This is a genomic window from Mycobacterium sp., from assembly GCF_032162105.1.
Taxonomy (GTDB): Bacteria; Actinomycetota; Actinomycetes; order Mycobacteriales; family Mycobacteriaceae; genus Mycobacterium.
The window spans coordinates 1-12,452 of sequence record NZ_JAVRPS010000154.1; the positions used below are offsets into that span (position 1 = coordinate 1).

Annotated in this window: 11 protein-coding genes and 2 pseudogenes; 2 read left to right on the plus strand and 11 right to left on the minus strand. The window is 65.7% G+C overall.

The features are described from left to right. The 5 genes and pseudogenes from QOC69_RS07660 to QOC69_RS07680 all read right to left on the minus strand — a co-directional run. A pseudogene (locus tag QOC69_RS07660) lies at positions 1-247 on the minus strand (MSMEG_0568 family radical SAM protein); the annotation flags it as partial. A gap of 29 nt (positions 248-276) precedes the next feature. Continuing rightward, positions 277-1,563: an MSMEG_0569 family flavin-dependent oxidoreductase gene (locus tag QOC69_RS07665; RefSeq protein ID WP_526437996.1), complete on the minus strand. Its 1,287-nt coding sequence runs from the start codon at positions 1,561-1,563 to the stop codon at positions 277-279. Then, complete coding sequence (locus QOC69_RS07670) at positions 1,560-1,856, minus strand: MSMEG_0570 family nitrogen starvation response protein (RefSeq protein ID WP_526437998.1); 297 nt, start codon at positions 1,854-1,856, stop codon at positions 1,560-1,562. Before QOC69_RS07670 ends, QOC69_RS07665 begins: the two co-directional genes overlap by 4 nt. Next, positions 1,849-2,730: a carbon-nitrogen hydrolase family protein gene (locus QOC69_RS07675; RefSeq protein WP_526438000.1), complete on the minus strand. Its 882-nt coding sequence runs from the start codon at positions 2,728-2,730 to the stop codon at positions 1,849-1,851. The genes QOC69_RS07670 and QOC69_RS07675 overlap by 8 nt, the downstream gene beginning before the upstream one ends. A 10-nt stretch (positions 2,731-2,740) precedes the next feature. Then, positions 2,741-3,262 carry an MSMEG_0572/Sll0783 family nitrogen starvation response protein gene (locus QOC69_RS07680; RefSeq protein WP_526438002.1) on the minus strand — a complete coding sequence of 174 codons (522 nt, stop codon included), beginning with the start codon at positions 3,260-3,262 and terminating at the stop codon, positions 2,741-2,743. Between the two features lie 200 nt (positions 3,263-3,462). Between QOC69_RS07680 and nei2 the strand changes: the two genes are divergently transcribed. Further along, complete coding sequence (nei2, locus tag QOC69_RS07685; RefSeq protein ID WP_526438004.1) at positions 3,463-4,221, plus strand: endonuclease VIII Nei2; 759 nt, start codon at positions 3,463-3,465, stop codon at positions 4,219-4,221. Positions 4,222-4,394: 173 nt separating this feature from the next. Here the strand turns inward: nei2 and QOC69_RS07690 are convergent, their stop codons facing one another. From QOC69_RS07690 to QOC69_RS07705, 4 genes are read right to left on the minus strand one after another with little or no spacing between them, the layout of a single operon-like run. Beyond that, the gene (locus tag QOC69_RS07690) at positions 4,395-5,153 is read right to left on the minus strand and encodes an ABC transporter ATP-binding protein (protein ID WP_526438006.1); all 759 of its coding nucleotides are present in this window, start codon (positions 5,151-5,153) and stop codon (positions 4,395-4,397) included. Further along, positions 5,150-7,045 carry a branched-chain amino acid ABC transporter ATP-binding protein/permease gene (locus tag QOC69_RS07695; protein WP_526438008.1) on the minus strand — a complete coding sequence of 632 codons (1,896 nt, stop codon included), beginning with the start codon at positions 7,043-7,045 and terminating at the stop codon, positions 5,150-5,152. Before QOC69_RS07695 ends, QOC69_RS07690 begins: the two co-directional genes overlap by 4 nt. Beyond that, positions 7,042-7,923 (minus strand): branched-chain amino acid ABC transporter permease, encoded by an 882-nt coding sequence (locus tag QOC69_RS07700; protein WP_526438010.1) that lies wholly within the window; start codon positions 7,921-7,923, stop codon positions 7,042-7,044. The genes QOC69_RS07695 and QOC69_RS07700 overlap by 4 nt, the downstream gene beginning before the upstream one ends. 48 nt (positions 7,924-7,971) lie before the next feature. Continuing rightward, entirely contained in the window at positions 7,972-9,183 is a 1,212-nt protein-coding gene (locus QOC69_RS07705) for an amino acid ABC transporter substrate-binding protein (RefSeq protein ID WP_526438012.1), read from the minus strand. A 283-nt stretch (positions 9,184-9,466) separates the two neighbouring features. Between QOC69_RS07705 and QOC69_RS07710 the strand changes: the two genes are divergently transcribed. Beyond that, positions 9,467-10,978, plus strand: coding sequence for an aldehyde dehydrogenase family protein (locus QOC69_RS07710; RefSeq protein ID WP_526438014.1), 1,512 nt, complete (start codon positions 9,467-9,469; stop codon positions 10,976-10,978). Between the two features lie 184 nt (positions 10,979-11,162). Here the strand turns inward: QOC69_RS07710 and QOC69_RS07715 are convergent, their stop codons facing one another. Beyond that, positions 11,163-12,203 carry a fatty acid desaturase family protein gene (locus QOC69_RS07715; RefSeq protein ID WP_526438016.1) on the minus strand — a complete coding sequence of 347 codons (1,041 nt, stop codon included), beginning with the start codon at positions 12,201-12,203 and terminating at the stop codon, positions 11,163-11,165. A 134-nt stretch (positions 12,204-12,337) separates the two neighbouring features. Further along, positions 12,338-12,452 (minus strand): annotated as a pseudogene (locus QOC69_RS07720) (ferredoxin reductase); the annotation flags it as partial.

Here is a 12,452-nt window from a genome sequence, read left to right on the forward strand (position 1 = left end):
CGGTGTGCAGGTCGTAGAACCGGGGCCGGTCGATGACGGTGACGTCGAGGCCGGAGTCCTCGCCGTCGAGTAGCACCCGGCTTCCGTCGAACACGAACGGGCTCGACGGATTGTGCGGGATGGCGGCAGCGCGGCCGTCGATCATCAGATGGCCGTCGTCGCTGGGCCCCGCACCTGCGGTACGGCTCACGGGTGGGCGGCCGCGAATACCCAACAGGGCGAGGTCGACTCGAGTAGAGACTGACATGGGCTGAACTGGCACGGTTTCTCCTTGTTTCAGCGGGCCACGGCGAGGCGCGGCGCGTTCTGGTGACGGAGATCGTCGATGATCGTTGTCGCAATGTGTTTGGCGTCGCGGTCGATGCCGAGGAAACGGCCCGAACCCCAGGTGTGCATCCACGGCAGCCCAATGAACGTCAGGCCTTCGACTCCCGTGACACCGCGGTTCTGCATCGGCCGGCCTGCGCCGTCGAACGCACTCGCTTCGATCCACCGGTAATCGGGCCGGTAACCGATCGCCCAGACGATGCTGGTGACTCCCTGGGCGGCGAGGTCCAATTCGGTGGTCTCGGCGTCGGGGTCCCAGACGGGGGTGTATCGGGTGGCCGGCGGCGCGGAGATGCCCTCGCGCTCGATGTGGGCGTCGATGTCAGAGCAGATCGAGTTGTACACGGAGTCGGCCTTGTCGAGCGCCTCACCCAGTGACGGTTCGAAGGTCAGTGTCACGTCCTTGCCGTTGCTCAGCGTGCCGTACAGCCGCATTCCCTCTGCGGCGAAGCGACGCAGGTCGATGTCGCGGCCGCCGTCGCGGCCGGTCACGTAGTGGTTGGTCTTCTCGATCGCCGCCTTGCCGCCGGGGTACTCGGGGGCGGCCTTGTCGTAGAGGCCCATGTCGGACAGCCACGTCATGCAGTCGCGGCCACGGTAGAACCGCGCTACGCGTGGTGCACTGCCGACGGCGAGGTGCACCTGCCTACCTGCCAGGTGCAAGTCCTCGGCGATCTGCGCACCGGACTGGCCGGTGCCCACCACCAGGACGGCACCCTCGGGCAACTGGTCGGCGTTGCGGTACTGCTCGGAGTGGATCTGGCTGATCGAGGCGTCCAGCGCCCCTGCGAACGCGGGCAGGATCGGAACGGGATATCCGCCCGTCGCGACCACCGCGTGGTCACAGGTCAAGGACTCGTCACCTGCTTCGCCATTCTTCAGCGTCAGTTCGAAACCGCCTGAAGCCAACGGACGTAACCGCGTCACGCGGGTGTGGGTGAGCAGCGGGGGCGTGAAGGTGTGCAGCCAGTCGTCCAGCCAGTCCACGACTTCGTCTCTTGTCATGAAACCGTCGGGATCGTCACCCTCGTAGGCGTAGCCAGGCAGCTTGCAGTGCCAGTTCGGTGTGACCAGGGTGAAGTTGTCCCATCGGGTATCCGCCCAGGCATGCACGGGGGTCTGCGCCTCCAACACGACGTGATCGATGCCTGCCTCGCCGAGGTACCAGCTCACGGAGAGCCCAGCCTGGCCGCCGCCGATGACTGCGACCGTGACGTGTCCGGCGTCCGTACTCATGATGCCTCCAAACCCGGTCGCATACCGACGATGCGGATCGTGGCGTTCGATGGGAATTCCGTTGCGGCGGAGGTGATTTCCTCCTCGGTCCATGCCGCGGAGCTGCACGCGAAGCCGAACTTGGCCCGTACCCTCTCGCTCGCTGCGTGCAGCGCATGGGAGGAGCGGTCGAGGAAGTCCGCAACGGTGTAGTCGGTACCCGTGCTCAGGTAGTCGTGCAACACCAGGCTCGGCGAGTAGCACCGCTGCACGCGACCGTCTGGCCACTGCACGTCGAAGGTCATCTCAGGCATGGGCTAGATCACTTCCCGTCGGTTCGGCCACCGGGCCGTAGACGTCGGGCCTGCGGTCGCGCAGGTGGAACATTCCGGCTCGCATGGCGCGGAACGTGCCGTCGATGTCGACGTCGGCGACGGCCATCCCGCTACCGAGAAGTGTTGTCGCCAAGGTATTTCCACCCGGATCCACGACCTTGGCATTGCCGACGTAACGCAGGGATCCGAATGTTCCGCTCTGATTCGACGCGATCCAGAACACCTGGTTGTCCAGTGCCCGTGCCGCATCGAACAGGTTGAACCGGTAGGTCCACCGATCGTCTTGCAGATTCTCCGCGGTGGCGGTGCGTGCCGCAGGCCACGCCGACAGGCTCGCGATGATCTGCGCGCCCTTCAGCGCCATGATCCGTGCAGCCTCGGGAAATGCCTTGTCGTAGCAGATCTGCAGCCCCACCCTGCCGACCGGAGTGTCGAACACGCCGTAGTCGGAACCGGCCGAGTAGGACATGCCTTCGCCGAGGGGCTGGTGCACCTTGCGGTACGTGCCGTAGACGGTGCCTCCGTCCAGGACGGCGGCCGCGTTGTACCGCGTTTCGCCGTCGTCGTCGAGTTCGCAGAACCCGATGGCGACCACCAGGTCACCGACGATCCGCTGGACCCTGGCGATCTCGGGGCCGTCGACGCGGATCGCGGGCGGCAGTGACTTGGACGTGGTCTTGACGGTGTCGCCGTGGTTGCCCAACGACGACAGGTAGCCACCGATGGCGGCTTCGGGCAGGACCATGAAGTCGACGCCCTCGTCACGCGCCTGTTGGGCCAGTGCCTCGATCAGTGCGTAGTTCTGCTCAAGGTCGCGGGTGAAGTTGGCCGCTACCGCAGCGAGTTTGGTCATCGTGAATCGCCTAGACCATGTAGGTGGAGTTGATGATTGCGCCCTTTCGGGCGTAGTGGATGAGGGCGTCCTGCACGTCGAGCGGGTGTGCGGGAATCACGCCTTCGATCAGGTCTTCCTCGCGGCCGCCGTGCAGCGCCAAGCCGAACCGGCAGCAGAACACCGTGCCGCCCTCGGAGATGAAGGTGCCAAGCGAGTCGTTGATGTTCTGCTCGCCGGGGAATCCGGAGTCGCCGGTCTTGGGGAACCCGCGGGTGGCCAGGCAGTTGATGGCTCCCGGTCCGTAGAAGTAGATCGCCGAATCGAAGCCCTTGCGCAGCGCCCTGGTGGCCTGCAGTACTGCGACGAAGCTGACGGACGATTCGTGGGCGATGCCGTGTACCAGCGTGAAGTAGCTCTCGCCGTCCTCGGCCTGGTAGTCGGGGAAGATCTTCGTCCCGCCGTAGATGTTGGAGCCCTTGGGCAGGGCCGGATGCGGGATCTCGGCGAGCGAGGTCTTGATTTTCTCGGCGATTGAATCGTCAAACGTCATGGTGGACTCCGATTTTCAACATTGCGGTGAAGGTTCTTGGGTGACTCGGCGACGATGCCGGCTGGCCGGGAAGTTCGGCTTGAACCAATTACAGGAGCCACGTTTTTCCGATTGGTCATCACAGGAATACGTTTCGGTTATCGGGACCTCACAGCGGACATCTGCGCGTAACACGGGACGGGCGCGGGTAGCGTAGACGCATGCCCGAAGGGGACACCGTGTACCGGACGGCCATGAAGCTGCGCGAGGCGCTCGAGGGCAGGACACTCACCCGGTGCGACGTGCGGGTGCCGAAGTTCGCCACTGTCGACCTCACCGGCGAGAAGGTCGACGAGGTCATCAGCCGCGGCAAGCATCTGTTCATCCGCGTCGGCGATGCGAGCATCCACTCGCACCTCAAGATGGACGGCGCGTGGTTGGTCGGCGGTCAGATCCACCGGGTGCAGCCGCACAAGGTGCGGATCATCCTGGAAACGGCCGACTCTCGCGTCGCGGGCATCGACCTCGGTGTCCTGGAGATCCTGCAACGGGAGCACGACATGGAGGCCGTCGCGCACCTGGGCCCCGACCTGCTCGGCGACGACTGGGAACCACGGACCGCCGCGACGAACCTGGTCAACGACCCGGACCGGCCGCTGGCCGAGACTCTGCTCGATCAGCGGGTGATGGCGGGTGTCGGCAACGTCTACGCCAACGAGCTATGTTTCGTGCTGGGGCGGCTGCCGACCTCACCGGTGAGCAGCGTCAAGGATCCGCTGCGAGTCGTGCAGCGCGCACGGGACATGCTGTGGCTCAACCGGTCCCGGGCCAATCGGGTGACGACCGGCGACACCAATCCCGGCCGAGACCTTTGGGTCTACGGCCGGGCCGGAAACGCGTGTCGCCGCTGCGGGACGACGATCGAGTCAGACAGCAGCGGCGAGCGCGTCATGTACTGGTGCCCGAACTGTCAGAGGTGAGCGATCGGAGTCGTTTCAGATCAAGATCGTCAGCGTCATGAATGCACCGGTGCGAGCCCGTCGTCCACCGGTACGTTCTCCGGCGCCGACGTGACCCCGGCACCGCGGGCCACCTCGAGCAGCCGATCTTCAGGGCGGGGTTGGACATGTCCTCGTCCTTACTGTCGGGCCGGTCAGGCCGTGGCGCTGGGCTGGGTCGAACTGGTCTCGGCGCGCGCGTGGACGGCGCCGCCGAAGTAGAGGTCGGCGATCTCGGGGTTGGCCAACACCGCGTCGGCCGGCCCGGTGAGCAACACCCTGCCGCTCTCCATGACGATGCCGCTGGTGGCCATGCGCAGGCCGAACCGGACGTTCTGCTCGACCATCAGGACGGCCTTGCCGCTGCCGCGCATGATCGCCACCGCTTCGTCGATCACCGTCAGCGATTTGGGGTCCAGACCGAGCGACGGCTCGTCGAGGAGCACCAGTTTCGGGTTGAGCATCAGGGAGCGGGCGAACTCCACCATGCGTCGCTGGCCACCGGAGAGGTTGCCGCAGCGGATGCCGGTCTTGTCGGCGACGAGGGGAAACATGTCGAGGACTTCGTCGTAGCGCTGACGCACCAGCGCGCGCTGACGGCGGATCACGTAGGCACCCATCAGAATGTTCTCCCGAACGGTCAGCGTCGGGAACAGGCCGTTGCTCTGCGGCACCTGGGTCACCCCGCAGCCCAGCACCGCATCCGGTGCCCGGCCGGCGATGTCCTCACCATCGAGCAGGATGCGGCCCGCGCTGGGCTTGAGCAATCCACTGACGGCGCGCAGCACGGTGGACTTGCCCGCGCCGTTTGGCCCGACGATGCAACCGAGCTCACCCGCTCCGACCTCGAGGTCGACCCCCTGGAGGACATTGCCTCCGCCATAGCCCGCGACCACGCCTTCGAGTCGGATCATGCTGGGTTTCCTTCCTTGGCAGGCACACTCGCGGGCGTCGCGGTTCTCGACGGCGCCTCGAGCAGATAGTCGTCACCGAGGTAGGCGTCGAGCACCAGCGGATCCTTCTGGATCTGCTCGGGGCTGCCTTCGGCGATCACCGCGCCGCGCGCCAGCACACGGATCGGGTCGCAGAGCCCGACCACGAACGGCATGTTGTGTTCCACCAGAAGAAAGGTGGTGCCCTTGGCGTTGAGGCTGCGAATGAGGTCGCCCATCCGCTCGATCAGGGTCGGGTTGATACCGCCCGCGGGCTCGTCGAGCAGGATGAGCTTCGGATCGAGCATGAGCACCTGGGCCAGTTCGACGAGCTTCTGCTGCCCGTAGGACAGCGCACCGGCACGGGCGTCGCGGTAGGCGGACATGCCGACGAAGTCGAGCAGTTCCTCTGCGCGGGCGGCCTCCGAACCGCTCACCGCACCGAGGCCGAGCTGGCGCACCGAGAACTCGCGCAGCGGCGCGACCACGTTCTCCAGCACCGTCATCTCCCGGAACAACCGGGTGATCTGGAAGGTGCGACCGATGCCTCGGTGCGCCCGCGACCACGGCGAGAGTTCTTCGATGGGAGCATCATTGAGCCGGATCTCGCCGCCGTCGGGCGTCATGGTGCCGAAGATGAGGTTGAACACCGTGGTCTTGCCCGAGCCGTTGGGACCGATCAACGCGGTGATCGAACCCTCCGGCACGGTGAACGAGCAGTCGTTGACGGCGTGATTGCCGCCGAAACTCTTGTGCAGACCGCGAACCTCCAGCAGCGTGCGGCCGCTGACCACCGCGCGTTCGAGGGTCGCGACCTCGAGCGGACCGTCGAGTGGGTTGAGGCGGGCACCCGAGAGTCCCACGCTGCCCTTGCTTCTCGCCTTCTCCAGCAGGCCCGTGACGGTCGGCAGAATCCCCTTGGGCAGCAGGATGACCAGCAGCACCAGCAGACCGCCGAAGAGCACCAGCCGGGCGTTGCCACCGCCGAACGCGTCGTTGGCGAACGTGTTCACCGGCTGAATGATGAAGGCGCCGAGCACGGGACCGAACAGGGTGCCCCGCCCGCCGAGGATCACCGAAAGCACGATCAGCGCGCTGGTGATGATCGAGAACATGCCGATCGGGTCGACGAAGGACAGGTAGTAGCCGTAGACGGAGCCGGCCATTCCGACGAACAGTGCGCTGGCGCCGAAGGCCAGCAGCTTGTACACGGGCGCGTTGACACCGATGGTGCCGGCCTTGCCCTCGTCGTCGCGGATGGCGATCAGCCCCATGCCGAACTTGGTGCGACGGATGCCCCACGTCATCAGCAGCGACAGGCCCAGCAGTGCCACCAGGGTCAGGTGGAACGGCCAGTTGCCCCACGCCTCAGGCCAATCCGGCAATGGCAGGGTCAACCCGGCCGTTCCGTTGGTAACCGGCACCCACTCGATGGCGACGAATTGCACGAGGAAGAGGAAGGCCACCGTGATGATGACGAACGCCGGTCCGCGGGACCGGTAGGTGACCAGGCCCAGCAGCATCGCGATGGCGGCGGCCACCACACCGCCCACGGGTACCCACACCAGCGGCGGCACGTCGGGGATCCTGGTGGCCAGGATGGCGCCCACGTACGCGCCGATCCCGACGAAGGCGCCCTGGCTCAGTGACAGGTACCCGGTAAAGCCCGTGATGATGTTCAGCCCGCTCGCCCCGATGGCCAGCAGCAGGGCGAGGATCACCGTGTTCTGTGCCGACATGCTCGGCGACAGCGGGAAGAGCACGATGACGACGGCCGCGATGATCACGACGCCGCGGCTCGACAGCTTCCAGAGTCGGGGGTCGAGCAACCGGGCCGTGGGTGTCGTGCCGGTCGATGTCGAGGTGGTGGTCATACGACCGCGTCCTCTCTGAGGCGGGTGCCGAGAATGCCCTGTGGCCGGGTGATCAGCACGACGATGATGACGAGGAACGGCACCACGACCGGCCACGCCGCACCGAGATACGTGGTGGCCGCCATTTCACCCACTCCGATGACGAGGGCGCCGATGATAGCGCCCGGGAGGCTGCCGAGGCCGCCGAGCACGACTATGGCCAACAGCCGGGCGATCCATTGGTAGTGCGAACCGGGAAGGAATGGATAGACCGTGCTCAGCATCGCTCCGCCGGCCCCCAGCGTCGAGACGCCGATGGCAAAGGTGAGCGCCGCGACGGTCGCCACGCTCACCCCGACCAGCAGCGCGCCACCTTCGTTGGACGACGCGGCCCGAATGGCCCGGCCGGCCCAGGTGTGATTGAGGATCAGATACAGCGCACCGATGACGAGCACGGCGATGCCTGCGGCGATCAGCATGACCTGCGGGACGTACAGCGGCCCGAGCGAGACAGAGGCATCGGTGTAGGAGGCACGCACCGATGTCGAGGTGTTCCCCCAGATGAACCCCATCAGTCCTTCCAGCATCAGTGCGATGCCGAAGGTGGCCAACACCGTCATGCTCACGTGCGATCCACGGACGTGCCGGATCACCAAGACGTAGGCCAGCCAGCCGATCCCGAACATCACCGCCATCACGATGGGGATCGACAGGATCGGATCCAATCCGAGCTTCTGCCACAGCGTGTAGGTGAGGAATGCCGCCAGGATCGCGAAGGCACCATGCGCCAGGTTGATGACTCGCATCACCCCGAAGATCAGGGTGAGGCCCGAGGCCATCAGGGCGTAGAGCGCGCCGACGAGTATCCCGAGGATGAGCGTCTGGACGAATGAGGCCATGCTGTCTGCTCCTCGTCTGAGGTTGGGGGCGGCGGACCAGTCGGTGGACTAGATGTCGCCGCCCTGCCAGCGCAGGATCTTGTTGCTCGTCGCGACATCGTTGGGCAGCACCACCTGCGAGACGCCGCTCTGCCACTGGCCAACCAGGAAGTCACCCTTGGGGCTGCCGTCCTCGTTCCACCGCAGCGGGCCGAGAACGGTCTCGACGGTGTTGCCGCGCAACCAGTCGGCGAGCTTGGCCTGGTCGTCGTAGGAGCCGACGGCCTGCACCGCAGCGGCGAGCACCTGAGCCGCGGCGAAGCCGTCGGCGGCGTCCTCGGGAGGGAGGCCGCCGAACTTGTCCTCGAACTTCTTCACGAAATCGGCGTTGTCCTTGGTGTCGGCGAGCGGGCTGTAGCTCGAGGAGAAGAACACGCCATCGGCGTTCTGCGCTCCGACGCCGTCGATGTACTGCTGGCCGTAGGTCGGCGAGGAGCTCTGATACACGATCGACGGCTTGTAGCCGGCGCGGTTCATCGAGCGGATCATGTTGACGCCGTCCTCGAATTGCGCTCCCTGAACCACCATTTCGGCTCCGGCGTCTTTCATGGCGTTCACCACGGCATCGAAGTTCTTGGTCGTCGCCGGGTATTCGTCACGGTAGACGGTCTGGATACCGGCGGCGGAGAGGATCTTCTCGGCGCCCTCGACCACCGGCCCGGCGAAGGGATCATCGAGCGAAGGATAGGCCGCGGTCTTGGGCCGCTGATCGGCCGGCAGCGCTGCGATCCACTCGGCGAACACCCTCGCCTGCTCGGTCGCGACGGCCTGCTGGGAGAAGAAGATGTACTTGAATCCGCGGTTGTACATGTCCGGCGAGCCGCAGGAGGGGCAGACGAACAGCATCTTGTTCTTCTCGGCGACCGCGGACGCCGGGATGTTCAGCAGTGATGACTGACTGCCCAGCAGCAGGTTGACCTTGTCCTGGGAGATCAGATTGTTGTAGTTGGTGACGGCGGTGTCCTGCGTGGTCGCGTCGTCCTTGACGATGATCTGGACCGGCTTGCCGAGCAGCCCGCCCTTCTCGTTCGTCATCTCGACCCAGGTCTCGTAGCCGTGCTGAGTGTCCAGCCCGCCTTGACTGAACTCGCCGGTCAGCGGAAGCGAGGCGCCGATGGTGACGGTGTCGGAGTTCTCCGGTCGATCAGCCGTACAACCCGACGCCGCGAGCACGACGACAGCGAGCCCGATGAGGGCTCGAAGTGGAGTGGTCCTGCGCATGTCCAACCTCTCTGTCAGACCGATTGCCCGCACGTGGCCCGATGTCGCGTGGATCATCTGCAATCGATTGCAGTGAATCGTGTCACAGGCACCCAGAAGGTGTCAATAGCCACTTAGAGCAGCACGTTCGCGTTCGCCCAGTTAGCCACCGGCGGAATCGAAGCGCCCTAACAAGAATTCCGAGCGAGACTTCCCGCGCTGTGTTGATACGGACTAGGCTCGCCCACAATCGATTGCACCATCACTTGTCAGGTGGTGCACGCCCTAAGGACTGGAGTGGCAGATGACGATGGCCGACGCCGAGATTGCCGGACACGCACCGCTGGAGCGCGACGAATGGGGCGCCTTCATCGACGGGGCGTTCGTTCCGGTCGGTGACAGTCCGACCTTCGAGGTGATCGAGCCGTCGACCGGCGCACCTCTGGCCCGCGTCGTGGCCGGCGATTCCGTCCTCGTCGACCGGGCGGTGCGTTCGGCACGCGCCGCACTGCCGGCCTGGCGGGAACTCTCGGGGCGCGAACGCGGCGCCCATCTTCGCCGGGTCGCCGACCGGATCCGCTCGAATGCCGACGAACTCGGCGAACTCGTCTCCCGCGAGAACGGCAAACCCAAGCGTGATGCGCTGGCCAACGACGTGTCGTTCAGCTCCAACTGCTTCGACTTCTTCGCCGGCCTCGGTGACACCCTCTCCGGTGAGATCATCGACCAGGGGCCGATCGAGACGCGGGTGATCTACGAGCCGTACGGCGTCGTCGCCGCGATCCTGCCGTTCAACTGGCCGCCGATCCACTTCGCGAAGAAAGGCGCCCCAGCGCTGATCACCGGGAACACCGTCGTCATCAAGCCCGGTGAGCAGGCACCGCTGACGGTGTTGCGGCTGGTGGAGATCGCCAACGAGGTGTTGCCGCCCGGGGTGCTCAATGCCGTGCCCGGCATGGCGGCCGGCGCCGCGCTCGCGGGCCACCCGAAGGTCGAGCGGATCAGCTTTACCGGTGCGACCGCCACCGGGCGACGCGTATTGGCCAGCGCGGCCGAGAATCTCACCTACGCCACCATGGAGCTCGGCGGTAAGAACAGCCTGATGGTGCTTCCCGACGCCGATCTGGAGCAGGCTGTCGAGATCGCCATCGAGGGCATGTTCTACAACCAGGGTGAGGCGTGCACGTCGACCGCCCGCATCCTGCTGCACGACGACGTCTACGACGCATTCCTGGAGCGATTCGTCACGGCAGCAACGGCACTCGTCGTCGGCGATGGTCTCGACCCGCGCACCGACGTCGGGCCGATGGTCGACGCCAGGCAGCGCGATCGGGTGCTCGGCTATCTGCAGACCGCGCTGGACCAGGGTGCGCGCATCGTCGGTCAGGGCGACGTGCCCACCGACCCAGCATTTGCCGCCGGATACTGGGTGCCCCCGACCGTGCTCGCTGACGTCACGCCGGATTCCACCGTCGGCCAGGAGGAGATCTTCGGCCCGATCGCGCTCATCATGCGGTTCTCCGCGATCGACGAGGCGATCGAGATCGCAAACGGCACCGCATATGGGCTGACCGCGGCGATCTGTAGCCGCGACGAAGCCGAGGCCTGGCGGATCGCCCAGCGACTGGAAGCGGGCATGGTGTTCGTCAACAACTACATGCGCCGCTCGTTCCTGGGGTCACCGTTCGGTGGCGTGAAGGGCAGTGGTTTCGGGCGCGAGAACGCGCCGGAGACGTTGCACGAATTCGTCCGCTCGAAGGCCGTGCGATTCCGTTCGGGGCGGGGCGAGGTGCCGGTGTGGCCACCCAGGCGCTGATGCGTCGCGAGTGATGGTTAGCCGAGAAGCGCGCCGGCCCGCACGACGTCGTGGAGCCGACCGGCGACATGGCCGTCTCCCCCGTCAGTGAATCCGGCGGGTGTGTGGATCCCTACCGACGGGCCACCGCCAAATGCGGCTGCACCCGGAGATTATTGCAACCGGTTGCAGCCGCGTCGGCCGATCAACGTCCCGGCAACGCCAAGCGGCAGATCTTGCGGATCACCGTGGCGAACTGCTTGGGCAGCGGTCCCTTGTTGTAGGGCACGCCATACCGCTCGCAGATCTCCTGCACCTCTTCGGAGATCTCGGCGTGCCGGTGCGCCGGGATGTCGGGGAACAGGTGGTGCTCGATCTGGAACGACAGGTTGCCGCTCAGGATGTGGAAGAGCTTTCCGCCGGTCAGATTCGCCGAGCCGAGGACCTGACGGAAGTACCACATCCCGCGGCTCTCGTTCGCGGTCTCCTCCTTGGTGAATTCCTGTGTCCCGTCCGGGAAGTGGCCGCAGAAGATGATGGCGTACGACCAGACGTTGCGGATCAGGTTGGCGGTCAGATTGCCGGTGAACACGAACGGGGCGAACGGACCGGCCAGCAGCGGGAAGGCAACGTAGTCCTTGGCCGTCTGCCTGCGCACCTTCTTCCAGATGCCCTGCAGGATCTCGCGCTTGTCGGCCAAGGTGATCTCACCCGAGCGGATGCGTTCGGTCTCCAACTCGTGCAGGGCCACGCCGTACTGGAAGAACACCATCAGAAGGAACGCATACACCGGGTTGCCCAGGAAGTACGGCTTCCAGCGCTGGTCCTCGCTCATGCGCAGGATGCCGTAGCCGATGTCGCGGTCCATGCCCACGATGTTGGTGTGCGTGTGGTGCATGTAGTTGTGCGAGTGCCGCCACTGGTCACTGGGGCAGGCCGAGTCCCATTCGAAGTTGCGGCTCGTCAGCGCGGGATCGCCCATCCAGTCGTACTGGCCGTGCATGACGTTGTGGCCGATCTCCATGTTGTCCAAGATCTTCGACGCGGCCAGCATCGCGGTGCCCGCGAGCCATGCCGGCGGCAGAACGCCTGCGAACAGCAGTGCCCGGCCACCGGCCTCGAGCGCCCGCTGCGCCTTGATGACGCTGCGGATGTAGGTGGCGTCACGCTCACCGAGATCGGCGACCACGCGTTCACGGAGGGCATCGAGTTCGGCACCGAAGGCGTCGGCCATCTCGGGCGTCATCGTGACGGGCTTGCCGCCGACGACCTTGGTGATGGCCTGTTGGATTGGGGCGGGCAGAACGTCGGCGACGTCCTCTTCAATGGTGTTCTCGAGCAACGCAGTCATGGCTGTTCCTTTCGAGTCCGGTGTGGTTTCTAAAGCGACAGGCCGACGTCGCCGACGGGGACGGACACGCAGATCTGCACGTCCTCCTCGTCGGCCGTCGAGACGGCGCCAGTGATGAGATTCTTGACCGCGCCGCTGGTTTTG

Bases quoted from the DNA above. Each gene is read 5' to 3' on its own strand.
- QOC69_RS07665 (WP_526437996.1), bottom strand. From the start codon at position 1,563: ATGAGTACGGACGCCGGACACGTCACGGTCGCAGTCATCGGCGGCGGC.
- QOC69_RS07670 (WP_526437998.1), bottom strand. From the start codon at position 1,856: ATGCCTGAGATGACCTTCGACGTGCAGTGGCCAGACGGTCGCGTGCAG.
- QOC69_RS07675 (WP_526438000.1), bottom strand. From the start codon at position 2,730: ATGACCAAACTCGCTGCGGTAGCGGCCAACTTCACCCGCGACCTTGAG.
- QOC69_RS07680 (WP_526438002.1), bottom strand. From the start codon at position 3,262: ATGACGTTTGACGATTCAATCGCCGAGAAAATCAAGACCTCGCTCGCC.
- nei2 (WP_526438004.1), top strand. From the start codon at position 3,463: ATGCCCGAAGGGGACACCGTGTACCGGACGGCCATGAAGCTGCGCGAG.
- QOC69_RS07690 (WP_526438006.1), bottom strand. From the start codon at position 5,153: ATGATCCGACTCGAAGGCGTGGTCGCGGGCTATGGCGGAGGCAATGTC.
- QOC69_RS07695 (WP_526438008.1), bottom strand. From the start codon at position 7,045: ATGACCACCACCTCGACATCGACCGGCACGACACCCACGGCCCGGTTG.
- QOC69_RS07700 (WP_526438010.1), bottom strand. From the start codon at position 7,923: ATGGCCTCATTCGTCCAGACGCTCATCCTCGGGATACTCGTCGGCGCG.
- QOC69_RS07705 (WP_526438012.1), bottom strand. From the start codon at position 9,183: ATGCGCAGGACCACTCCACTTCGAGCCCTCATCGGGCTCGCTGTCGTC.
- QOC69_RS07710 (WP_526438014.1), top strand. From the start codon at position 9,467: ATGACGATGGCCGACGCCGAGATTGCCGGACACGCACCGCTGGAGCGC.
- QOC69_RS07715 (WP_526438016.1), bottom strand. From the start codon at position 12,203: ATGACGCCCGAGATGGCCGACGCCTTCGGTGCCGAACTCGATGCCCTC.